Source organism: Seonamhaeicola sp. ML3 (assembly GCF_023273855.1).
Taxonomy (GTDB): domain Bacteria; phylum Bacteroidota; class Bacteroidia; order Flavobacteriales; family Flavobacteriaceae; genus Seonamhaeicola.
Window position 1 is genome coordinate 819,185 of the sequence record NZ_CP096884.1, and the last position, 23,385, is coordinate 842,569.

Here is a 23,385-nt window from a genome sequence, read left to right on the forward strand (position 1 = left end):
TTTAACTAATATTTTTGAGAATCTTATTAAACTGATTGATTTTAGATTCGAAATATGGATTAACGTAATACTTATATTTAAACTCATCCCTCAATTTCCCTAATTTCTCAAGTGTTTCAATTAAAACAGGAGATAAGTCTTTTAATGTAATAAACTTCATGCCTAACAACTCATTATTTAGATGCACAGTTTTATCTTGGGCTATTGAAATAAGAAATGCTTTTGAAAATTTTTTGGTCAACGCATCCATTAGTAACAACCCTAGATTGTGATTTCTATAGGTTTTATGAATCCATAGAGAGGAACGCTCGTACACAGAGTGTTTTTCTATGGTATGTCTGTGTGCGAAGATATGACCAACAATCTCGGCATCTTTCATAATTAAAAAGCAACCATTTTTCAACCTATCATGTAACATCCCAACACTGGCATGATACATGGCAGGAAGATTTTTAGTTCTTTCTGAAATGACCTGTAATTGTGTTCTGGAAATGTCGTGTGTAAAAACAACTACCAATCCTTTTTCTTTACAAAAGGTTGTTGCTTCTAGCAGCGCTTTATTAATGCTTTTTTCCAATGTCGTTTCCATGTTTAGTTGCTGTTTTTTGCAAAACATTTTTTATTTCAACAGTTAACCTTAAACCAACAGTTTTAGGTTGAAAATTATAATTCTGTCAAAAGTTTCCTTTTTAGGGAACAATTTTAATACTTCAATAAATAACGAAAATCGCGAAAGTGAATTACTTTCTTAAATAGATACACCCCACTAGGGGCGTGTTTGAGGAAAACGCACAACAACTGCTTCAGCATTTGCAACTGAAACATAAGAGATAAAAGATATGTTGTTTTCTGTTTTCACTGAATAACCATCTTAACTATTAACTCTAAATCGTCGGCGTGAGCCCCTTTCGTTAATATGAGGGGCAAAATTACAACTTATTATGAATTTAGCAACTTATAACTGTAAAAAATAAAATCTACGAAAATAAAAATTGTTTTAATCCAACGCTCTAATCCAAATATTTCTATAACTAACGCGACTGTTATCGCCATGGTCTTGTAACATTAAAGGTAGTTTACCATGTGGCTTGTACTTTGGTAAACCTATATAAGCTACAGCTCCTTGTATTTCAAAATTATCCTGAATTAACACACCGTTGTGTAATACTGTAATCGTTGCTTCTTTGATCACACGTCCTAAATCATTAAACCTTGGTGCGTGAAAAATAATATCGTAAGTATTCCAATCGCCGCTTGCAACTGACGCTTTTACCAATGGCACCGATTGTTTGTATATGGCTCCAACCTGTCCGTTAACATAAGTATTGTTGTTGTTATTATCTAAAATTTGAACTTCATATTGCCCTTGTAAGAACACGCCACTATTAGCACGGTGTTGTCCGTCTCCTTGAATATCCTTTGGCGATTTCCATTCTATGTGTAATTGTACGCTCCCAAATTGTTGCTTGGTTTGAATGTCTCCAGACTTATCTTTAACCGTCATTGAACCATCTTCATTTAAAATCCATTGTACGGTACTACCATCTTTTACGTGTTCCCAAGCTTCAAAATTGCTACCATCAAAAAGTACAATGGCATCACTAGGTGCTCCGTTTTGCCCTTTTGGATTTACTGTTGGCGGTACAGGTTTATATAGCTCTGTCTCTTCAGGAGTTTTGGGTTCTTCTTTATTGAGAGCTTTTTCTTTGGCTAACTTTTCACTTTTATCTTCAAGCAAAAAGTTACAGGAACTTATTGCAAGCAGTAATAGCAATAAGGGCAGAATTCGCTTAAAAACCATGGCTTAGATTCCTAGTATACTTTTTAAATAATCTTCATCTATATCGCCACCAGCAAAATCATCAAAACTTCTTGTAGCGGCTTCAATAATATGTTTTTGAATGAAAGGCGCGCCTTCCCTTGCGCCTTGTTCTGAGGATTTAATACAACACTCCCATTCCATAACCGCCCATAAATCGAGTCCGTATTTGGTTAATTTTGAAAAAATGGCACTAAAATCTACCTGTCCATCTCCCAAACTTCTAAAGCGTCCTGCTCTATCTTTCCAATCGGCATAACCACCATACACACCTTGTCGTCCTGTGGGGTTAAACTCAGCATCTTTTACATGAAACGCTCTAATACGCTCATGATAAATATCAACAAACTGCAAATAATCCAGTTGCTGTAACACAAAATGACTTGGGTCGTATAATAGATTCGCTCTTGAATGATTCCCACTAGCTTCTAAAAAACGCTCGTACGACACACCATCGTGCAAATCTTCGCCTGGATGAATTTCATAACACACATCTACGCCACAGTCATCAAAATGATTTAAAATAGGCAACCACCTTTTAGCCAACTCTTTAAAACCCATATCTACCAAACCAGTTGGTCGTTGTGGCCAAGGGTATACAGTATGCCACATCAGGGCTCCAGAGAAGGTCGCATGTGCATTTAAACCCAATCTCTTACTGGCAGTTCCAGATTTTTTTACAAAATCTATCGCCCATTCGGTTCTGGTTTTAGGATTGCCTCGAACAGCTTCTGGAGCAAAACCATCAAACATGGTGTCATAGGCTGGGTTTACAGCAACTAATTGCCCTTGTAAATGGGTAGATAATTCCGTGATTTCTAATCCATAAGACTGTACTTTTCCTTTAAGCTCGTCGCAATAGGTTTGACTTTCCGCTGCTTTATCAATATCTATTAAGCTAGATTCCCATGTGGGTATTTGTACGCCTTTGTATCCTAAATCGGCAGCCCATTTACACATACCGTCTAAACTATTAAATGGTGCTTCGCTACCTGCAAATTGTGCTAAAAATACCGCTGGTCCTTTTATTGTTTTCATAAATTCTTTATACCAAAAGCCCCACCTAACCTCCCAAAAGGGGAAGAACTGAGTACTTGATTATTATTTTCTTTTATATCCTTAACTGGCTTTAACTAATATTTCTCTTCGAAAAGCTCTATTTCTTAATCCTCTTAAAGAGGGAAATACAATCTCCAAGACCTGTCAGGTTTTAAAACCTTACAGGTCTGTGGTAGCTAAATCTTCGTCCAATTAGCATTGTTCTTATCACTTTCTACAGCAGCGTAAATAAATTTCATGCCACGCACACCATCTGCAATAGTTGGATAATCTGGATTTTCAATAGTTTCCCCTTCTTTTATGGCTGTTAAGTGCAATGCGAAATTCTTATATATCGTAGCGAACGCTTCCAGATAACCTTCGGGATGTCCTGCTGGAATCCTACAAACCGCCAAAGCTTCGTCGTGCAAACCGTTACCGTTCGGTGTATAAGTTGTTTTAGGTGCCTCTAGCCAACGCGCTGTTAGTTCATTTGGATTTTCTTGATACCATTCTATACTACCTTTTGTACCATATACTTTAATGCCCAAATTGTTTTCTTCACCCAGTGCTATTTGTGAAATAGAGATTGTGCCTTTTGCACCATTTTCCATACGTATCAACATATTGCCATCGTCATCCAAAACTCTGCCTTCTCCAAAGCGTCCTAAATCGGCTGCAATTTCTTCAATTTTTAAGCCTGTAATGTATTCTATCAAGTTTTCAGCATGTGTACCAATATCGCCTAAAGCACCTCCGATTCCTGAACGCTTAGGGTCTACCCGCCATGCAGCTTGTTTTTGTTCGGTTTTTTCTAATGATGTAGATAACCATCCTTGCAAATATTGCGCTTGTATTTTTCTAATGATACCTAGTTCGCCTTTAGCCACCATAGCTTTGGCTTGTTTTACCATAGAATTCCCCGTATAATTATGGGTTAGCGCAAATAATTTTCCGCTTTTAGCAACTACGTCTTGTAATGCTTCAGCCTCCTCTAAAGTTAAGGTTACTGGTTTATCGCACACCACATGAAAACCATTCTCTAAAGCCAATTTTGCAGGTGGAAAATGCATGTGATTTGGCGTTACGATGGCTACAAAGTCCATTCTAACATCTTCGGGGAGTGCTTTCTCCTTTACAATCATTTCTTCAAATGTTCCATAGCATCTTGTTTCATCTAGACCTAATGCTATCCCAGAAGTAATCGATTTTTCGGCAGTGCTACTAAAGGCACCGCACACCAACTCAATCATCCCATCTATGCCTGCAGCTTTTCTATGCACATCGCCGATAAAAGAGCCAGTACCACCCCCGACCATTCCCATTCTTAATTTTCTACTCATAAATAATTTATACTTCTGAAGTTTTATATTTTTTTCTCATATAAATATGCAATCCCAAAAATGCCACAATTAATATAGCTGGTAAAATAGACATGGTTTGTAATGCCTCGGCAGCATTAGCATCATCCATAAGTTTTCCCATAACAGGTAATACTAGAGACACAGAAAACATACCCGCACCTCCCATAATGGAGAGTCCAAGGGCACCCGTTTCTGGCAAATACTCTGCCACAAACCCAAGCATTGTAGGCCAAAAGAACGTAACGCCTACAGCAAAAACCGCTGCTGCTACAAAGGTCATTCCGCCACTGGTAATTGTTAACAACCACAACCCTATAAAGGTAAAAAAAGCCGAATATAATAACATCCCCGAAGGACTTAACTTATGCACGACTTGTCCGGCAGAAAGTCGTCCCAAAGCCATAATACCATTAATAAACGCCAACACCAATAAAGGTGCGGTTACCGATTCTTTTAGCAAGGATTCTATACGCTGCGTAGTCCCTAATTCTGAAGCGGCCGTTAAAAACATACAGGCTACCATAAATAGAAATAAAGGTTTTAATACGCTAGAGAACATTTTTTTATTGCTTATGCCCATTTGCACACGTTCGGTAACAGGAATCTTTTGTCCCCAAAACAACACCCCATAAATAACAAGCGGAATGAATAATGTTCCTACCATAACTTGCCAGCTTAACCCTAAAACATCCATAACTAGCCAACCTACGAGCGCCCCAATAACGATACCTCCTGGAAACCATACGTGAAATCGGTTTAGCATTTTGGTTTTTTCGTCCGGATACATTGAAGCCACCATAGGATTTAAAGCGGCTTCCACAAAACCATTTCCTATACCTATAAATAAGGTTGCTATAAATAGTGAGGTCATAGAATCTGCCATTAGCGTTAATACAATTCCAATAGCGTGGGTTATAAACGCCATCCAAGTAATTTTTTTGATACCCAATAAATCCACCAAAGGCCCACCAATAACCATAGCAATAGTAAACCCAAAAAAGGCTGGCGCAAAGGCATAACCTATTTGCTCTAGTGTTAAGCCTACACCTTCAGGACCAAAAACCGTTTCTAATCTTGCCCTAATAGCAAAGGTCATGGCAGTCGTAATTAAAGCCAAACAACTCCCGAGGAATAACCTATTCTTATTAATCGTTTCCATTTATATTTAGTTTAGTTAGTTGTATGTTAAGCAAGTTGTCTTCCTACTTTCTTTAACAAGTCTCGCGTTGCAGTAATACCTGCTTCTTCAGTCATACCACGGCCTTCAAACTCAATACCCACAAAGCCTGTATACCCAACTTCCTTAACTAGCTTCATTAATCTTAAGTAGTCTAGTCTCGTTTCGTTTCCTTCTGCATCAAAATGATATGATTTTGCACTTACTGCTTTTGCAAACGGTAATAGTTCTTTCACGCCTTTGTAGGTGTCATAGGCCTCCAGACAGTTTCTATCTTTGTCTTTTTGGATACAGAAATTACCAAAATCTGGCAATGTCCCACAATTTTCATGTTTTATTTGAGAGAACACCTGTGTCATCCACTCGCCATTTGAAGAAAACCCACCATGATTTTCCACTAAAACATTGATATTGGAACCCTTTGCAAATTCAGATAATTTAGACAACGAATCTATACTGGCCTTAACAGCCTCATCCCTATCGATACCGCCTGCAAGATTTACACGAATTGCATGACAGCCTAAAAAGTGAGCCGCTTCTACCCATTTGTAATGATTTTCAATAGCCTTTAAACGCTTTGGAGTATCTGCGTCGGCCAAATTCCCCTCGCCATCAATCATTATCAAAACGTTTTGTTGGCCTTCGGCATTGGCTCTAGCATTCATTTCTTTTAAGTAAGACCTGTTTTTGGCCTTATCTTTGAAAAAACTATTAACATATTCTACACCTTCACAATCAAAATATCGTGCTTTTGCAGCAAACTCTAAATTATCCATAGTACCATTACGCAACGAACGATTAAACGACCATTGTGCCAATGAAATTTTAAAATGCCATGCAGGATTTTCTATTACTGCCGTAGACGCTTCATTATTCTTGTTTCTATTTTTGCAAGAAGAGAGCCCTAATAGCGACAACGCCAATCCTGTTTGACCTGTTTTATAAATAAATTCACGTCTTTTCATTAATACAAATTTAGATGTGTTGGTAAACACGTGAAAATATGTAAATATTAATCACGTCCTGTTTATTTTTATTCAGTGAAAGATTTTGAACACAATTTACAATTCAGGATAATCGGCAAGCGATTGCTTTTTACTATATAACTCCCTATACTCGTTTGGAGAACACTTTTCATGCTTCCTAAACACAGTGGAAAAGTATTGACTTGTGGAGAACCCACACATATAAGCCACCTCTGCAACAGTCAGGTTTTCGTTCTTGAGCAACACTTCTTTAGACATCTTCAACCTGCACATGGTTAAATACCGCATTGGTGTTAAATTAGTCAATTGCTTGCAATGGTGTGTAAACCTAGTGAGGCCAACACCTGCAGACCGTGACATTTTACTTATCGTCCAGTTTTCAGCTAGGTTTTTATCCAGCTCCTTTAAAAAGTAAGCCACACTTCTAGAGCTATCGGTTAAAGATTCATTAAATTCAATTTTTTCGTTATCCAACAAGTCTAAAATCAATATGAGAAGATAGTTTATTAAAAGGCGTATCCTAGAGGCATTACTGCCATTCTCATCGGTATTAACAGCCATATTAATCCGCTTAAAACAGTCTCGCATTCTTTGATCTGTTTTCAATATCGATTTCTCATTTTGCCTTAAAAACTTGGTCAACCGAGAAAGATCAGCTTCCGTAAGGGTAATCCAATCTGGCCAAACCCAGTCTTGGTGGGGTCTACGTACCCCCAAATCTATAATAACCCAATAAAATTTCCCCATACCTATGTGCGGATTCCCAACTTTATGCGCTTCCCAAGGACGCGTTATAGTTAAATGATTTGGCGTTAACAACACCTCCTTGTTTTCTTGAGAATACGGCATAGAACCTGATTCCAAAAAGTGAAATTCTATCCCTTCATTTCTATGCCAATCCAAACCCCAATCCTGTGGTTCGTTGGCATCCCAATACCCTATACTGTTCAACCCGACAGTATTATCGTCTAACCTGTCGCCAGGATATGTATGACGCGCCAATGCCTTGAATTTTAATTTCTTTCTCCTAAAAGCATCAATTAGCGGCAAACACGTATCTGCATGATAGACCACACCTCCGGCCTCATAAGGCTCTATCTGTTGTATATTTATTTTCACTGAAATATTTTAGACAATTAACCTGTGTAAATTAGTTATTTTTCCGAATACTATAAAGAAACTAAGAGTTTTCTATTGATTCTCATATTTCTTTTTATACTTTCTACCAAATTAATAACACAACCTGCTATGGCAAACAAGTAAATTTATGAGCATAAATAATTCTGTAAAAACATTAAGTAAGTACGACGCTATCGTTATAGGAACAGGTATAACGGGGGGATGGGCCGCAAAGGAATTGTGCGAAAACGGACTTACAACTCTGGTACTGGAAAGAGGTAGAATGGTAGAACATATTAAAGACTATCCTACAGCACATCTAGACCCTTGGGATATGGAACTTCACGGTGAACCCACAGCCGAAGAACTTGCTCAACAATTCAAGCAAGCCAGAACAAGCTATGTGGTTAAAAAAGATTCCAGACATTGGTTTGTTAATGACCTAGAACACCCTTATAACGAGAAAAAAAGATTTGATTGGATGAGAGGATATCACGTTGGTGGACGCTCGATTATGTGGGGCAGGCAATCTTACCGATTAAGCGATTTGGACTTTGAAGCCAACATAAAAGATGGTCACGGAGTCGACTGGCCAATTCGCTATAAAGACTTAGAACCTTGGTACAGTTACGTAGAGCGTTATGTTGGCATTAGCGGAGAGGCATTGGGTCTGCCACAATTACCCGATAGTGTTTTTGAACCTCCTATGGAACTTAATTGTGTTGAAGAACATCTTAAAGCTGAAATGGCAAAAAACCAAGGACGTATTTTAACTATCGGAAGAGTTGCTAATGATACAGGAAGCACTCCTCGCGAAGGACGAGGCAAATGCCAATTTAGAGCAAGATGCAGGCGTGGATGCCCTTATGGTGGGTATTTTAGCAGTAATGCGTCTACACTACCTGCTGCTGCCCGTACTGGAAACATGACTTTGAGACCTCATTCTATTGCCTATGAAATTGTGTATGATGATACACATAAAAAAGCAACAGGCGTTAAAATAATTGATGCAGAAACCAAAGAAAAATTAGAGTTTGAAGCCGACATTATTTTCTGTTGCGCTTCTGCCATTGCATCGGCTTCTATCTTAATGCAATCGAAATCTTCCCGATTTCCAAACGGATTGGGTAATGATTCTGGAGAATTAGGTCACAACATAATGGATCACCATTTAGGATCAGGGGCTTCTGGAACTATTGACGGTTTTGATGACAAATACTATAAAGGACGAAGACCCAATGGCATCTACATTCCTCGTTTTAGAAACCTGGGCGACAAAGCTAGCGAACAAAAAGCATTTTTAAGAGGGTATGGCTATCAAGGCGGAGCAGGAAGACGAGGTATTTTTGAACACGTAGCAGAACTTGGTTATGGTGCAGATTTTAAAGAAAAATTACTAGAACCTGGACCATGGCGTATGGGGCTTGGCGGCTTTGGTGAGTGCCTTCCTTATCACGAGAATAAAATGACTTTGGATTATGAAAAATTAGACCAATGGGGGTTACCAACAATAACGTTTGATGCTGAGTGGAAAGAAAACGAAATAAACATGCGCAAAGATATCGTTGAGCAAGCAGCCATAATGCTAGAAAAGGCGGGTTTTAAAAATATTCAAACCTTTAATAGAAAAAACGCCCCAGGTATAGGGATTCACGAGATGGGAACTGCTAGAATGGGTCGAGACCCTAAAACATCGGTACTCAATAAGTACAATCAAATTCACAGTGTAACCAATGTATATGTAACTGATGGCGCCTGTATGACCTCAGCAGGGTGTCAAAATCCTTCATTAACCTATATGGCAATAACTGCCCGAGCAGCAAATCATGCTGTTAAACAATTTAAAACCAAACACTCATGAAACGTAGAGATGCCATAAAACAAATTGGTTTAACACTTGGGTATTCTGCCATTGCACCTAGTGCTTTAAGTATTTTACAAAGCTGTACGAATGATACCGAAACATGGACTCCCATTTTCTTTTCTATTGAAGAAAGTATAGTCATTACCAAATTAGTAGATTTTATACTACCAAAAACCCAATCTACACCGGGAGCTTTAGATGTTAATATCCCTGAATTTTTAGATCTTTATGCATCCAAAGTTTATGACATTGAAGCCAAGGAGAAGTACAGCAAAGGTATAAACAGCATCATGGAGGAATTACCAATTCCTGAATCTGGAGCTAAAGATTTAACTAACGAAGACTACACGACTATATTGGACAAGTATTTAAAACCTTCAAAAGAGGAAGAAATCTTATTTAAAAAAGAAAAAAACCTTGTATTCAAATCCTTGGTAAACTTAAGAAACCAAACGGTTTGGGCTTTTAAAACCAGTGAATTGGTTGGGGAAACCATTCTAGCCTATGACCCTATCCCTGCTGTACAAAAGGGTTGCATCTCTATTGAAGAAACCAATGGCAAAGCCTGGTCTTTATAAAAAGAAACATCACACCTACTATGAGACACTTCAAAAACACTTTATTAATACTCTTTATAACATTAACATGCTATTCCTGTAAAACCAATGAAGAAAAAAAAGACTGGGTAACATTATTTAACGGAAAGAATCTTGAAGGTTGGACCCCAAAAATAATGGGTTATGAATTCGGTGACAATTACAAAAACACATTTATCGTTGAAGATGGCCTATTAAAAGTTTCTTATAAAGCCTACGATTCTTTTAACAATGCCTTCGGACATCTATTCTACAAAACACCATATAGCAACTACAAATTTAGAATGGATTATCGATTTACAGGTCAACAAGTTTCTGGAGGTAAGGCTTGGGCACTCAGAAATAGTGGCATTATGATTCATTGTGAAGACCCAAAGGGCATGGAGATAAACCAAAACTTTCCTGTTTGTATTGAAGTCCAATTACTTGGCGGAAATGGTCTAGATGAACGCCCCACAGGAAATTTATGCACACCCGGAACACACGTGTTTTACAAAGATTCCTTAATTACTGAGCACATTATAAAATCATCATCAAAAACCTTTCATGGTGAGCAATGGGTAAATGTTGAAATTGAGGTTAGAAACGATTCCATTATCAAACACTTTATAAATGGCAAAGAGGTTTTACATTACACAAAACCACATATTGGAGGTGGTGCGGTAAACACAGGAGATAAATGGAAACCAAAAGAAAACCAACCCTTAAAAGACGGTTATATTTCACTACAGAGTGAAAGTCATCCAGTGGAGTTTAAGAATATTGAATTATTGGAGTTGAAATAAAACTCACATCTAGCTTAACTGAAACAGATAGTTTAACCAATTACAAATCTGTCAAGACAAATTAACAAAATCAATTATTGATATATCAATATATTTGTTATATTTGTACTTATAAATTTTCATTCATGAAAAAGATAGAAGATGTTATATTATTTCAAATAGACTTAACTAGCAAGGTTTCTAAACAGTACTCACAAAAAGAATTCAACAAAAACAAACTAGGGATTACTGTAGAGCAGTGGATTATACTGAAAATTATTTCAGAATCATCAAACCTTTCACAAAGAGATATAGCTGAAAAATCTTATCGTGATACCGCTTCAATAACACGTACTATTGATTTATTAGAGAAAAAGGAACTTCTGTTGAGAAAATCATTACCTAATAATAGAAGAACCTACCACGTATGTTTAACAAAAAAAGGACAACAGTTTATTGACAATAATATGAAACTCATACAATCTCACAGAAATAAAAGCATAGAAAATCTTACTACAGATGAGCTCAATCTTTTGAGCAATCTATTATTGAAAATTAGAAAAAACATGGCATAATATTTTTTTAATATATAAATTGATATATCAATAATTGATTTTATACCAAATATATAATAACTAAAGTGTGTATTGAAATGACGAAAAGTTGTTCTAAGAAAACAATCCCAAAAGAATAGAAAATTGACGAATCATAAAAAAATTACTATCCAAAAAAAAAAAAAATAAACTAATACGTCTTTAACTAGAGCTGTAAACTTAGCAAGAAAAGAGCTGCTTGTAGAAATATAAATAATAGCAAAAACAAAAAACAGATAATGATGAAACAAATAATGACAATGCTTATGGCATTACTTACTGCGGCTTGTAATGCCCAAGAAAATGAAAATAAAAGCATCACCAAAAATAAAATGACTGTAAGTTGGCATTTCAAAAATGACAGAATACACTTTGAAATGGCCGCTCCTACTAGCGGTTGGGTAACTATAGGTTTCAATACAAAAACTGGAATTTCAGGAGCGTATTTACTTATGGGAAATGTGGTTAAAGACAAAGTTAATCTTGTTGAATATTACACAAAAAGTCCAGGCAACTATGACCCAATATCAAAATTTGGAGTTAATCCACAAGTTGAAAATATTGAAGGTAAAGAACAGTTTCGTAAAACTACCATTAGATTTTCACTTCCAACAACTTCAATAAGTAAATATCAAAAAGACCTGTCAGAAGGCATGAAGTATTATATGATTATGGCATATAGTCAAGAGGATGATTTTCAGCATCACTCTATCATGAGAACATCAGTTAACGTTAAACTTTAAAAAAATTATGAAGGAAATGAATTATCATTAATCAAATTATTTAACAAAAAAGAGTATTAATTAATAAAAACAAAATTATAATGAAATCAATAAAAAAAATCGTTTTGACTTGTTTCATATTTTCTGCTTTGTGTTGCAGTTCTCAAAATTCAGAACTTGAAAATATAAAAGAAGTAATTACAGCCTTTGCAAAAGCAGGAGACAAAAATGATTCGCAAGAATTGGCTATGTATTTAGATGATAATTATCGAATAGTTATGAATCGTCTATTTGGAAGTGAGTCTGTTGTTATTATGGACAAATCTACATATCTTAAAAAAATTGAATCAAAAGAATTTGGAGGAGACAAACGTCAATTAAACTTCGAAAACATTACAATTAACGGTTCATCTGCAAGCGTCAAGGTAACCTTTAAAGGAGAAAAAATGACATTTGTTGCTATTCTTTGTTTAATACAGAATAAAGAAGGAAAATGGAAACTTGTGAGTGATATCCCTGTAATAAAATAAGGTACATTAAAACCTTAGGAAAGTGCAAATCTTTAGATTTGCACTTTTTTTACTTTAAAAATGAAATGTTAGTTTTTAGTAAGCTCCTTTTCATACTCTAACCGTAAACAACCCAAAATAAAACGAATAAAAAAAGACTGTCTCGAGACAGTCTTTTTTTGATATTTATCGATTTGGAAATTAGAGACCAAAAACCTCTTTTACCTTGTCTACATAATCTAATTTTTCCCAAGTAAACAGTTCAACATCTAGAGTTATACTCTCTCCATTTCCTTGAGTAAAAGTTTTGGAAACTACCTCGTTAGTTCTTCCCATATGCCCGTAAGCAGCTGTTTCACTATACATAGGCGAACGTAATTTTAATCGTTGCTCTATAGCATAAGGACGCATATCGAATATTTGAGATACTTTTTCAGCAATTTCACCATCAGTTAAGTCAACATTAGCCGACCCATAGGTTTCAATAAAAATACCCATTGGCTCAACAACTCCAATAGCGTAACTTACTTGAACTAAAATCTCATCAGCCACACCTGCTGCAACCAAGTTTTTAGCAATATGACGTGTCGCATATGCAGCACTTCTATCTACCTTACTAGGATCTTTTCCAGAAAAAGCCCCACCTCCGTGAGCACCTTTTCCGCCGTAAGTATCAACAATAATTTTTCTTCCTGTTAATCCTGTATCACCATGTGGTCCACCTATAACAAATTTTCCTGTTGGATTAATATGATATTTAATGTCATCATTGAACAACGCCTGAGTAGCTTCCGGTAACTGAGCCACTACTCTAGGGATTAAAATATTTTTTATATCCTCCCTAATTTTGTTTAACATGGTATCATCATCAGCAAAATCGTCATGTTGAGTAGACACAACAACCGCATCAATTCTTTGAGGCACATTGTCATCGCTATATTCTATAGTCACCTGACTTTTAGAATCTGGTCTTAAATAAGTAATATCTTTATTTTCACGGCGTAGCTCCGCCAATTCTTTAAGAATTCTGTGTGATAAATCTAATGCCAATGGCATGTAGTTTTTGGTTTCATTTGTAGCATAACCAAACATCATCCCTTGATCCCCAGCACCTTGCTCTTCTTTGGTTGCACGATCAACACCTTGGTTGATATCTGGAGATTGCGGATGAATGGCAGAGAATACGCCACAGGAATTCCCGTCGAACATATATTCCCCTTTCGTATAACCAATCTTATTGATAGTTTCTCTAGCTATTTTTTGTACGTCTAAATAGGTGGTAGATTTTACTTCTCCAGCAAGAACAACTTGCCCGGTTGTTACCAAAGTTTCACAAGCTACTTTAGAATCTGTATCAAAAGCTAAAAAATTATCGATTAGCGCATCACTAATTTGATCTGCTACTTTATCCGGATGTCCCTCTGAAACACTTTCCGAAGTAAATAAATATGACATTTTTTTGGGTTTTTTTGAGTAGGATTTGACGAATACGTCTCAGGGAGTTTTCACTGCCTTTAGCATTTTTATTCTGAATTAATTTGAGAGCTTTTCAATTCAAATATCGTATCAGAAGAGGTTGCAATCAGTCAAATCTTTCCTCTGTTATTACATGGGCTAAAATATGAAAATTCTTTATAAAACAATAAAAATTTCTATTTTTTTATCGATTAAAGTATATTTTTTATCGACAAAGTGATTGTTTTTAATACAAATATTGAATTACAAAAATTTAATTATTTGATTTACAGAAGATTATATAAAAAACACAAAATAAAAATGCGAAACACGAATTTATTAAGAAGATTTCAAAAATAGGTATTACTCTATTCTAATTTTATTAAAATCGATTTTAATTTTTACTTTTTACTGATTTTGATAGTCAGAAATTAATATGTAATTGAAAAATTGTTCATTAACAAAACCACCTCAACTCAAGTCTATTGATATTCCCTAAAACAGTAATTAATTTTTGATGAAATCCAATATTTTGTTTCTCCGAACAAATCTTGGTAATTTTTCAATATTTTTTTTCAGTATTGAACATCATAAAAAAAACAAGTTATAACACTGTAAAACAGTATATTAACAAACTTTTGCCCCCTATGAATTTAACCTACAAATTCACTAAAAAAATAACTAAATAAGCTAAAGGTTTATTTTCGTTTGTTGAAAATCAGCATATTTTACTAAAACTCTTAAAATTGCTGGCATATCATCAAAAAAACCGAATAAGATTTAAAATTATTTATAAGAAACATGAGCGAACTTAACAAATACAGCAAAACAGTTACTCAAAACCCATCTCAGCCTGCATCACAGGCAATGTTGTACGCTACAGGTATGACCGAGGAAGACTTAAAAAAACCTCAAATCGCTATTGGTAGCACAGGATACGATGGAAATCCATGCAACATGCACCTTAACGATATTGCTGCCGAAATTAAAAAGCAAATAAATAAAACGGGGCAAGTTGGATTAACTTTTGGAACCATTGGTGTTTCAGACGGTATATCTATGGGGACACCAGGTATGAAGTACTCTTTAGCTTCTAGAGACATTATTGCAGATTCTATGGAGACTGTAGTAAACGGTATGGCTTACGATGGCTTAATTGGTGTTGTTGGTTGTGATAAAAATATGCCAGGAGCTGTAATAGCCATGTTAAGACTTAACAGACCATCCATTATGGTTTATGGTGGAAGTGTCGCTTCTGGAAAATATAAAGGCCGCAAATTAAATATCGTTTCGGCTTTCGAGGCATTAGGTCAAAAAATAGCTGGTGAAATCGACGAGGCTGAATACAAGGAAATAATTAAAAAATCTATTCCTGGAGCAGGAGCCTGTGGAGGCATGTATACCGCTAACACCATGGCATCCTCTATAGAATGTATGGGTATGGCTTTACCTTATAACTCTTCAATCCCAGCAGTCAACCCAAGTAAACTAACCGAGGCTGAGCGCACTGCCCAAGCCATGAAAAACCTTTTGGAATTAGACTTAAAACCAAAAGATATAGTTACTAAGAAATCTATAGAAAACGCGATTACTTTAGTTAATGCACTTGGCGGTTCAACTAATGCTGTACTACACTATTTGGCTATCGCTTACGCCGCCGATATAGAATTTACATTAGAAGATTTTCAGAGAATTAGTGACAAAACGCCTCTAATTGGTGACCTGAAGCCTTCTGGGAAATACTTAATGGAAGACGTTCATGGTATTGGAGGAACTCCAAAAATTATGAAGTACTTACTCGAAAAAGGATTTTTACATGGTGACTGTATGACTGTTACTGGTAAAACTTTGGCTGAAAACCTTGCAGATGTAGAAGCTATGGAATTCGAAGAGCAAGATGTTCTATATAGCACAGACAAAGCCTTGAAATCTTCTGGAAACTTACAAATCTTAAAAGGTAACCTTGCTGAAGAAGGCGCCGTAGCCAAAATATCTGGAAAAGAAGGTTTAACATTCGAAGGGAAAGCAGTTGTTTATAACAGCGAACAAGAAGCAAACGACGGAATTTCTAATGGCGAAGTAGAAAAAGGCAATGTAGTCGTCATTAGGTATGTAGGTCCTAAAGGAGGACCTGGTATGCCAGAAATGCTAAAACCAACCTCTATGATTATGGGGGCTGGTTTAGGAAAGTCTGTAGCATTAATTACAGATGGGCGTTTTTCTGGAGGAACACACGGCTTTGTTGTAGGCCACGTTACCCCAGAAGCTCAAGTTGGAGGCGCTATAGCTTTAGTTGAAACAGGGGATACAATCACTATCGATGCCGTTGACAACAGCATTACGCTTAATGTTTCAGAAGAAGAACTAGCAGAGAGAAAATCCAAATGGCAAGCTCCAACATTAAAATTCAATAAAGGAATATTATTCAAATATGCACGCTCTGTAGCATCGGCTTCAGAAGGGTGTGTTACCGATAAATATTAAAATCATATAATGCCTGCACGCTATATTACAGGCAAAAAGTTATAAAAAATGAATACTGAAACCAAGGAAACCAATAAAACGGCTACTATTAAAACAGAACGTATCACAGGATGTGAAGCCATCATTAGATGTTTGATAGAAGAAGGCGTGGATATTTTATACGGCTACCCAGGCGGTGCCATTATGCCGGTTTACGATGAGCTATTCAAATACCAAGACAAAATTCACCATGTCTTAACACGTCATGAACAAGGTGCTGCACATGCCGCACAAGGTTATGCCAGAATATCTGGAAAAGTAGGAGTCGCCATGGCTACATCTGGCCCAGGAGCTACAAACCTAGTTACAGGAATTGCAGATGCACAAATCGATTCTACACCTTTGGTATGTATTACAGGACAGGTTTTCTCTCATTTATTGGGTAGTGATGCATTTCAAGAAACCGATATTGTGGGTATTTCCACACCTGTAACAAAATGGAACCACCAAGTGACCAGAGCCGAAGATATACCAGAGGTTATGGCCAAGGCTTTTTATCTCGCAAGAAGCGGTAGACCAGGACCTGTTTTAGTCGATATTACTAAAGATGCACAGGTTCAGGAATTTGACTTTTCATATAAGAAATGTACCAGTGTAAGAAGTTACAAACCCGTTCCAAAAACAGATATTAACGCGGTTAAGTCAGCTGCAGAATTAATAAACAATGCCAAAAAACCATTTATAGTTTGGGGACAAGGCGTTATCTTGGGTAAAGCCGAAGAAGAATTAAAGGCGGTAGTTGAAAAATCTGGAGTTCCAGCAGCATGGACTATTTTAGGTGCTTCTGCCATTCCTACGTCTCATCCGCTTAATGTTGGTATGGTAGGTATGCATGGTAATTATGCGCCAAATAAACTCACTAACGAATGTGATGTTCTAATTGCTATTGGTATGCGTTTCGATGATCGTGTTACCGGGAGTTTGAATACTTATGCCAAACAGGCTAAAATCATACATTTCGATATAGATCCTGCCGAAATCGATAAAAACGTAAAGACCGATGTTGCTGTACTTGGCGATTCTAAAGAAAGCTTAGCCTTACTGTTAGATGAATTGAACGAGAACTCACATGAGGCATGGCATCAGGAGTTTAAGGATTTATATAAGATTGAGTACGAAAAGGTCATTAAAGACGACATCCTTCCTGAAAAAGAGGGCTTGACCATGGGTGAGGTTCTTAGGGAAATCAACACGCACAGTAAAGGAGATGCAGCTATCGTTTCAGATGTTGGTCAGCACCAAATGATCGCTTGCCGTTATGCCGAATTCAATAAAACCAAAAGTAATATTACTTCTGGCGGCTTGGGCACCATGGGATTTGCCTTACCAGCAGCCATAGGCGCTAAAATGGCAGCACCAGAGCGTGAGGTCGTTGCTATTATTGGAGACGGAGGTTATCAAATGAACATCCAAGAACTTGGCACCATTTTCCAACAAAAAGTACCGGTAAAAATTGTAGTTTTGAACAATGAATTTTTAGGTATGGTTCGCCAATGGCAACAGCTGTTTTTCGATAAACGCTATGCGTCTACAGAAATGACCAATCCAGATTTTGTAACCATTGCAAAAGGATATAGCATTGAAGCCAAACGTGTAACAAAACGCGAAGAATTAGCAGATGCCGTAAAGGAAATGATTGCTTCTAAATCATCTTACTTCTTAGAAGTATGTGTAGAAAAAGAAGATAATGTTTTCCCGATGATTCCATCAGGTGCCTCGGTATCTGATGTTAGATTAAGCTAAAGAAGAATAAAGAACCAAGACAAAAGAATAAAGAGATAGAAATCGGATAGTAAAAATCTTTTCTCTTTTCATCTTTTCTCTAATATCTTTTAAAAAATGAACGAAGAAATAAGAACATTTACATTTTCAGTATATACCGAAAACACGATTGGTTTATTAAACCGTATTTCGGCTATCTTTCAACGTAGACACATTAATATTGAAAGTCTCACGACTTCACAATCTGAAATTGAAAACGTTAATCGTTTTGTTATTGTGGTTGAAATGACTGAAACGCAAGCGAAGAAAATCGTTGGACAAATAGAAAAACAGGTAGAGGTCATCAAGGCCTACTACCATACAGATTCTGAAACTATTTTTACAGAATCCTGCATGTTCAAAATTAAGTCTGAATTATTATTCGAAGAACCTCAAATTCAAAATATCATTAAAGAAAGTAATACCAGAATCGTAACGGTAAACAAAGAATTTTTTGTTTTGGAAAAATCTGGAAGACGCCATGAAATCGAAGCCTTACGAAGAGATTTAAATGCTTTTGGCATCATGCAGTTTGTGCGTTCTGGTAGAATTGCCGTTACAAAAGACGAAATGAAAATTTCCGAATTATTATCAGAAATTAAAAGTTAAACAAAAAATCAAACAAGCACCCTTCTTTGGGTAAAATCAAGTATTAAAACAAGAACATAATTACAATGGAAAATTATTTTAACACACTTACATTAGCCGGTAAATTAGACCAACTGTCTAAATGTAGATTCATGGATGCATCAGAGTTTGCAGATGGAGTTAATGCATTAAAAGGCAAAAAAGTAGTAATAGTAGGTTGTGGAGCCCAAGGGTTAAACCAAGGCTTAAACATGAGAGATTCTGGATTAGATATTTCTTACGCATTAAGAGGAGCAGCAATTCAAGAAAAAAGAGCTTCTTTTGTTAATGCTACTGAAAACGGATTTAACGTTGGGACTTACGAAGAATTAATTCCAACAGCAGATTTAGTTTGTAATCTTACTCCAGATAAACAACACACCAATGTTGTAAATGCTGTAATGCCTTTAATGAAAAAAGGTGCTACATTATCATACTCTCATGGTTTTAATATTGTTGAAGAAGGCATGAAAATCCGTGAGGATATCACCGTTATTATGTGTGCTCCTAAATGTCCGGGATCTGAGGTTCGCGAGGAATACAAAAGAGGATTTGGAGTACCTACCTTAATCGCTGTTCACCCAGATAACGATCCAGAAGGAAAAGGTTGGGCACAAGCTAAGGCTTACGCTGTTGCTACTGGAGGAGATAGAGCTGGTGTACTAGAATCATCTTTCGTTGCCGAAGTAAAGAGTGACTTAATGGGTGAGCAAACCATTCTTTGTGGTTTATTACAAACAGGTTCTATTCTATGTTTCGACAAAATGGTTGAAAAAGGAATCGACGCTGGTTATGCTTCCAAATTAATTCAGTACGGTTGGGAAACTATCACAGAAGGTTTGAAATACGGTGGTGTTACAAACATGATGGATAGATTGTCTAACCCTGCTAAAATCAAGGCATTTGAATTATCTGAAGAATTAAAAGACATTATGCGTCCATTATTCCAAAAGCATATGGATGACATTATGGAAGGTGTATTCTCAAGTACAATGATGGCAGATTGGGCTAACGACGATGCTAACTTATTAGGATGGAGAGCCGCTACAGCCGAAACTAATTTTGAAAAAACTCCTGCTGGAGATGTTGAGATTTCAGAGCAAGAATACTACGATAACGGTGTATTAATGGTAGCCCTTGTAAGAGCTGGTGTAGAATTAGCTTTCGAAGCTATGGTTGAGTCTGGAATTATCGACGAGTCTGCTTACTACGAGTCTTTACACGAAACGCCTTTAATTGCTAACACGATTGCTAGAAAGAAATTATACGAAATGAACCGTGTTATTTCTGATACTGCTGAGTACGGATGTTATTTATTCGACCATGCTTGTAAGCCTTTACTAGAAGACTTCATGAAAGGTATCGATGTAGATGTAATTGGTAAACCTTACGCTAAAGATAATGGTGAAGGTGTGGATAACGCCAAATTAATCGAGGTAAATGCTGCGTTAAGAGCACACCCAGTTGAAAAAATTGGAACGTTCTTAAGAGAGTCTATGACTGCAATGAAGCCTATCGTTTAAGAATTATATATTTTAAATATAGAACCTCATGAGTCTTAGATTCATGAGGTTTTTTGTTTTTATAGATTTAATAATAATGCAATTATGTAACTTGCATTTACCAAATAAAACAACGCGGATGAGCAACAAAACTTCTACTTACTTTCCAGATTTAAATGATGTAAAGCAAGCCGCAGAAACGATTAAAAAAGTATCGGCGGTAACACCATTGAGTTATGGCACAAGGTATTCTAATTCATTTAACGCCAACATATACTTTAAAAGAGAAGATTTACAACAAGTACGTTCTTATAAAATTAGAGGCGCTTACAACAAAATAAGTTCCCTTTCTGTAAAAGATTCCGAAAACGGCGTGGTTTGCGCTAGCGCCGGAAATCATGCGCAAGGGGTGGCATTATCTTGTAAATTATTGCAGATTAGGGGTACCATTTACATGCCCACACCAACACCCAAGCAAAAGGTAGAACAGGTTAAAATGTTTGGAGGCGCGTTTATTGAAATACAATTGGTGGGCGACACGTTTGACGATGCCTACCATGCTGCAATGACCGAAGTACAAGACACAGGAAAGACCTTTATTCATCCTTTTAACGACAAAAAGGTTATTGAAGGGCAGGCTACTATTGGATTGGAAATTATAGAACAAGCCGAAGCCCCTATCGATTATATTTTTATACCCGTTGGTGGCGGCGGATTGGCAGCAGGATTATCATCAGTGTTTAAAACACTTTCCCCTAGCACAAAAATTATAGGCGTAGAACCAGAAGGAGCACCTTCCATGTCGGTTTCCATAAAAAACAACAAGAATACCGAGCTAAAAAAAATTGAAAAATTTGTTGATGGAGCAGCCGTAAAGCGCGTTGGCGATTTAACCTTTCCTATCTGCAAAAAAAATTTAGATGCTATCATTACCGTTCCAGAGGGTAAAGTGTGTGAAACTATTTTAGAACTCTATAACAAAGATGCTATTGTAGTAGAGCCTGCTGGTGCGCTTAGCATTGCTGCCTTAGACTTTTATGCTAACGCTATTAAAGGCAAAAACGTGGTTTGTCTGGTAAGCGGGAGTAATAATGATATTACCAGAACTTCCGAAATCCAAGAACGTGCCTTGCTATATGCCAACTTAAAACATTATTTTATCATAAAGTTTCCGCAACGTGCCGGAGCGTTAAAAGAGTTCGTAGTCGACATTTTGGGAGAGAACGACGATATTACCTATTTCGAGTACGCCAAAAAGACCAACCGGGAAAATGGCTCGGCGGTTGTGGGCATTCAGTTAAAATCATCAAAAGATTTAGAGCCTTTAATCTCTAAAATGAAAGCCCATAATTTTTATGGCGATTACCTTAACGACAAACCTGATTTATTTCAGTTCTTAGTGTAGTTGTAATTTTTCACTGAAAAATTATGCACACAATTATATCCATTCATGGTTATATTTAAAAACTCTAAAAAAAAACAAGTATAAAAAATTATTCAAAATGAACAATCTAAAAACTATTGCTGCTTCCTTTATCATATTTAGTTTATTAATAAGCTGTGGTGGCGAAAAGAAAAAAGAAAAAGAAGGGTTTTCGTATGAAAATAGTACTTCTGAAAAAACCAACACGACCCAAAATACCGATGTAGCTAATATTGTTATTTCAAGTGATGACCTAATGAAGTACGACAAAACAGAAATTAGGGCCAAAGCAGGGCAAAACGTTAAGCTTACACTTCGCCACAAAGGAAAGGCCGATATTAACGTTATGGGACATAATGTAGTAATCTTAAAAAAAGGTGTAGATATTAATGCTTTTGCTTCTAAGGCGGCAATAGCAAGAGATACCGAGTATATCCCAACCGATGCTAAAGACGATATTATCGCCCATACAAAACTAATTGGTGGCGGACAAACCACCGCTATTGAGTTTGAAGCACCTGCTGCAGGAACTTACGATTTTATCTGTAGTTTCCCCGGCCATTATGGGGTTATGAAAGGGAAGTTTATTGTGCAATAAACCAAACTTAAAACCATACAAAAAAGAGACTCGTTTTGTGTCTCTTTTTTTTGGTGTTTATTGATTTTGTAAAAAATTTCGACTACTTTCGTTTGTAGAAGATATGACACTTAGAAATGTCATATATCCAAAAGTTGTAATCTATTTTGAAAAAACACATATGAAAAAAATAATCATAACATTTATCCCATTATTTACATTGTTAACTTTCTCTTGTAGTTCTGACGATAAAAATAATGAACCTGTATCTGTAATTGGAACATGGCACCTGGAATATACTCAATTTAATGATGAAGAACCTATGTATCCAGATAATGACAACATCCTAACTATTAATAACGACAACACTTATAACCACATTAATGAACCTTACTTCAATCATTCAAGTACTTGGGAAATGCAGGATGAAAAAACCATAAGGATTAATCAATGGGAAGAAGGCCTTGATAGAAATTTCACACTTAATGGTTTAACAAATGAAAGTCTTGTAATCCCTTTAACCTTTTCAAGTGATGGAGATATATTATATTATCATTATAAACGATAAATAAATGTGGGTTAATGGATTTATTAAATGGAAAACAAATGATTTAATACCTCATAAGTTGCTTTTCAAACACGGAAAAATTCAAGAAGTAGAAAACAAGAACTTTAAAGGAATAAAAGCATTGGAAACCAATTCAACATTAGCCGATAATTTTGAAATATTTAAAACTTATAAGAGAGACAAATCGAATAATCATTGCAAGTATTACATAAAAAAATCGGTAGATGAAGAAGTATTTTTAATCTTTTTAAAAATAAATATTTCCCAATATTGGAAGCTTAAATGGCAATTGAAAGAGTGGTTAATACAGTCCAAAGATTTTAAACTAGAAATTCTAAAATTTCTGGCAATTGCACTTTTAGCATATTTAATAGGGAAATTAAGTTAAATAAAATGAA

Annotated in this window: 22 protein-coding genes; 14 read left to right on the top strand and 8 right to left on the bottom strand. The window is 36.2% G+C overall.

The window, feature by feature from the left end:
• Window position 1 precedes the first annotated feature (1 nt).
• The 7 genes from M0214_RS03805 to M0214_RS03835 all read right to left on the bottom strand — a co-directional run bounded on the left by M0214_RS03805 (window position 2) and on the right by M0214_RS03835 (window position 7,503).
• A complete protein-coding gene (locus M0214_RS03805) occupies window positions 2-589 on the bottom strand; it encodes a GNAT family N-acetyltransferase (protein WP_248724144.1) in 588 nt (195 codons plus the stop codon).
• A gap of 408 nt (window positions 590-997) precedes the next feature.
• Window positions 998-1,801, bottom strand: coding sequence for a DUF1080 domain-containing protein (locus tag M0214_RS03810; protein ID WP_371873532.1), 804 nt, complete (start codon window positions 1,799-1,801; stop codon window positions 998-1,000).
• A 3-nt stretch (window positions 1,802-1,804) separates the two neighbouring features.
• Window positions 1,805-2,857 carry a sugar phosphate isomerase/epimerase gene (locus tag M0214_RS03815; protein WP_248724146.1) on the bottom strand — a complete coding sequence of 351 codons (1,053 nt, stop codon included), beginning with the start codon at window positions 2,855-2,857 and terminating at the stop codon, window positions 1,805-1,807.
• Between the two features lie 197 nt (window positions 2,858-3,054).
• Entirely contained in the window at window positions 3,055-4,200 is a 1,146-nt protein-coding gene (locus tag M0214_RS03820; RefSeq protein ID WP_248724147.1) for a Gfo/Idh/MocA family protein, read from the bottom strand.
• Window positions 4,201-4,207: 7 nt separating this feature from the next.
• Window positions 4,208-5,380 (bottom strand): sugar MFS transporter, encoded by a 1,173-nt coding sequence (locus M0214_RS03825; RefSeq protein WP_248724148.1) that lies wholly within the window; start codon window positions 5,378-5,380, stop codon window positions 4,208-4,210.
• 26 nt (window positions 5,381-5,406) lie between these two features.
• Window positions 5,407-6,363 carry a sugar phosphate isomerase/epimerase gene (locus M0214_RS03830; RefSeq protein ID WP_248724149.1) on the bottom strand — a complete coding sequence of 319 codons (957 nt, stop codon included), beginning with the start codon at window positions 6,361-6,363 and terminating at the stop codon, window positions 5,407-5,409.
• A gap of 96 nt (window positions 6,364-6,459) precedes the next feature.
• Window positions 6,460-7,503, bottom strand: coding sequence for a helix-turn-helix transcriptional regulator (locus tag M0214_RS03835; RefSeq protein ID WP_248724150.1), 1,044 nt, complete (start codon window positions 7,501-7,503; stop codon window positions 6,460-6,462).
• Between the two features lie 148 nt (window positions 7,504-7,651).
• Between M0214_RS03835 and M0214_RS03840 the strand changes: the two genes are divergently transcribed.
• From M0214_RS03840 to M0214_RS03865, 6 genes are all read left to right on the top strand, one after another.
• On the top strand, window positions 7,652-9,364 hold the full coding sequence (locus M0214_RS03840; RefSeq protein ID WP_248724151.1) for a GMC oxidoreductase: 1,713 nt from the start codon (window positions 7,652-7,654) through the stop codon (window positions 9,362-9,364).
• The gene (locus M0214_RS03845) at window positions 9,361-9,945 is read left to right on the top strand and encodes a gluconate 2-dehydrogenase subunit 3 family protein (protein ID WP_248724152.1); all 585 of its coding nucleotides are present in this window, start codon (window positions 9,361-9,363) and stop codon (window positions 9,943-9,945) included. Before M0214_RS03840 ends, M0214_RS03845 begins: the two co-directional genes overlap by 4 nt.
• 20 nt (window positions 9,946-9,965) lie before the next feature.
• A complete protein-coding gene (locus M0214_RS03850; protein ID WP_248724153.1) occupies window positions 9,966-10,748 on the top strand; it encodes a DUF1080 domain-containing protein in 783 nt (260 codons plus the stop codon).
• Between the two features lie 125 nt (window positions 10,749-10,873).
• The gene (locus tag M0214_RS03855) at window positions 10,874-11,302 is read left to right on the top strand and encodes a MarR family transcriptional regulator (protein ID WP_248724154.1); all 429 of its coding nucleotides are present in this window, start codon (window positions 10,874-10,876) and stop codon (window positions 11,300-11,302) included.
• A gap of 257 nt (window positions 11,303-11,559) precedes the next feature.
• Window positions 11,560-12,063: a DOMON domain-containing protein gene (locus tag M0214_RS03860; protein WP_248724155.1), complete on the top strand. Its 504-nt coding sequence runs from the start codon at window positions 11,560-11,562 to the stop codon at window positions 12,061-12,063.
• Between the two features lie 80 nt (window positions 12,064-12,143).
• Window positions 12,144-12,572, top strand: coding sequence for a nuclear transport factor 2 family protein (locus tag M0214_RS03865; RefSeq protein WP_248724156.1), 429 nt, complete (start codon window positions 12,144-12,146; stop codon window positions 12,570-12,572).
• A 180-nt stretch (window positions 12,573-12,752) separates the two neighbouring features.
• On the opposite strand, the gene metK is transcribed toward M0214_RS03865, so the two are convergent.
• Window positions 12,753-14,006, bottom strand: coding sequence for a methionine adenosyltransferase (gene metK / locus M0214_RS03870; protein WP_248724157.1), 1,254 nt, complete (start codon window positions 14,004-14,006; stop codon window positions 12,753-12,755).
• An 801-nt stretch (window positions 14,007-14,807) separates the two neighbouring features.
• On the opposite strand from metK, the gene ilvD reads away from it, so the two are divergent.
• The 8 genes from ilvD to M0214_RS03910 all read left to right on the top strand — a co-directional run bounded on the left by ilvD (window position 14,808) and on the right by M0214_RS03910 (window position 23,375).
• The gene (gene ilvD, locus M0214_RS03875; protein ID WP_248724158.1) at window positions 14,808-16,490 is read left to right on the top strand and encodes a dihydroxy-acid dehydratase; all 1,683 of its coding nucleotides are present in this window, start codon (window positions 14,808-14,810) and stop codon (window positions 16,488-16,490) included.
• Window positions 16,491-16,538: 48 nt separating this feature from the next.
• Window positions 16,539-18,272, top strand: a complete 1,734-nt coding sequence (gene ilvB, locus M0214_RS03880; protein WP_248724159.1) for a biosynthetic-type acetolactate synthase large subunit — start codon at window positions 16,539-16,541, stop codon at window positions 18,270-18,272.
• Window positions 18,273-18,368: 96 nt separating this feature from the next.
• Window positions 18,369-18,899 carry an acetolactate synthase small subunit gene (gene ilvN, locus M0214_RS03885; RefSeq protein ID WP_248724160.1) on the top strand — a complete coding sequence of 177 codons (531 nt, stop codon included), beginning with the start codon at window positions 18,369-18,371 and terminating at the stop codon, window positions 18,897-18,899.
• 65 nt (window positions 18,900-18,964) lie between these two features.
• On the top strand, window positions 18,965-20,440 hold the full coding sequence (gene ilvC / locus M0214_RS03890) for a ketol-acid reductoisomerase (RefSeq protein WP_248724161.1): 1,476 nt from the start codon (window positions 18,965-18,967) through the stop codon (window positions 20,438-20,440).
• Window positions 20,441-20,558: 118 nt separating this feature from the next.
• A complete protein-coding gene (ilvA, locus tag M0214_RS03895; RefSeq protein ID WP_248724162.1) occupies window positions 20,559-21,824 on the top strand; it encodes a threonine ammonia-lyase IlvA in 1,266 nt (421 codons plus the stop codon).
• Between the two features lie 97 nt (window positions 21,825-21,921).
• Window positions 21,922-22,440: a plastocyanin/azurin family copper-binding protein gene (locus M0214_RS03900; RefSeq protein ID WP_248724163.1), complete on the top strand. Its 519-nt coding sequence runs from the start codon at window positions 21,922-21,924 to the stop codon at window positions 22,438-22,440.
• Between the two features lie 160 nt (window positions 22,441-22,600).
• Window positions 22,601-22,987: a hypothetical protein gene (locus M0214_RS03905; RefSeq protein ID WP_248724164.1), complete on the top strand. Its 387-nt coding sequence runs from the start codon at window positions 22,601-22,603 to the stop codon at window positions 22,985-22,987.
• 4 nt (window positions 22,988-22,991) lie between these two features.
• Window positions 22,992-23,375, top strand: a complete 384-nt coding sequence (locus M0214_RS03910; RefSeq protein WP_248724165.1) for a hypothetical protein — start codon at window positions 22,992-22,994, stop codon at window positions 23,373-23,375.
• Window positions 23,376-23,385 lie beyond the last annotated feature (10 nt).